This window comes from Pseudomonas sp. HY2-MNA-CIBAN-0224 (genome assembly GCF_040310285.1).
Classification (GTDB): domain Bacteria; phylum Pseudomonadota; class Gammaproteobacteria; order Pseudomonadales; family Pseudomonadaceae; genus Aquipseudomonas; species Aquipseudomonas helleri.
In genome coordinates this window covers 1-302 of sequence record NZ_JBEOPQ010000346.1, presented here as the reverse complement: position 1 = coordinate 302, position 302 = coordinate 1, and the positions used below count along the sequence as shown (strand labels likewise).

Below are 302 nucleotides of genomic sequence, written 5' to 3'. Positions count from 1 at the left end.
ATGGCGTATCTCGGTAATAGTGGTATCTAAATACTGACCAAGCTTGAGCGGATTATTCTGCAGCTCAGGCGCAATAATCTCTGTGCTAGGTATTGCCCAAAAAGAGCCATGAACATGATGATTGTTTAACCCAAGCGGTGAGGTAAACCAGCGCGTATTGGCTTGCTGGGAGGTGCACTCACTGACCAATAAATTGCCATCACGCCATATCTCTAAGCGGTTGGCATAATAACCATTAGCAAAAGTTTCTTGATACGCTTGCCGTCCGAACACCGCAATATCCCAAGTCAGCAAGCTTGCCG

1 protein-coding gene is annotated in these 302 nt (G+C 46.7%); it reads right to left on the bottom strand.

The annotated features are described in order from the left end of the window. The coding region (locus AAEZ03_RS26675; RefSeq protein ID WP_350582795.1) for an urease accessory protein UreD at window positions 1-302 on the bottom strand (302 nt) is incomplete at both ends.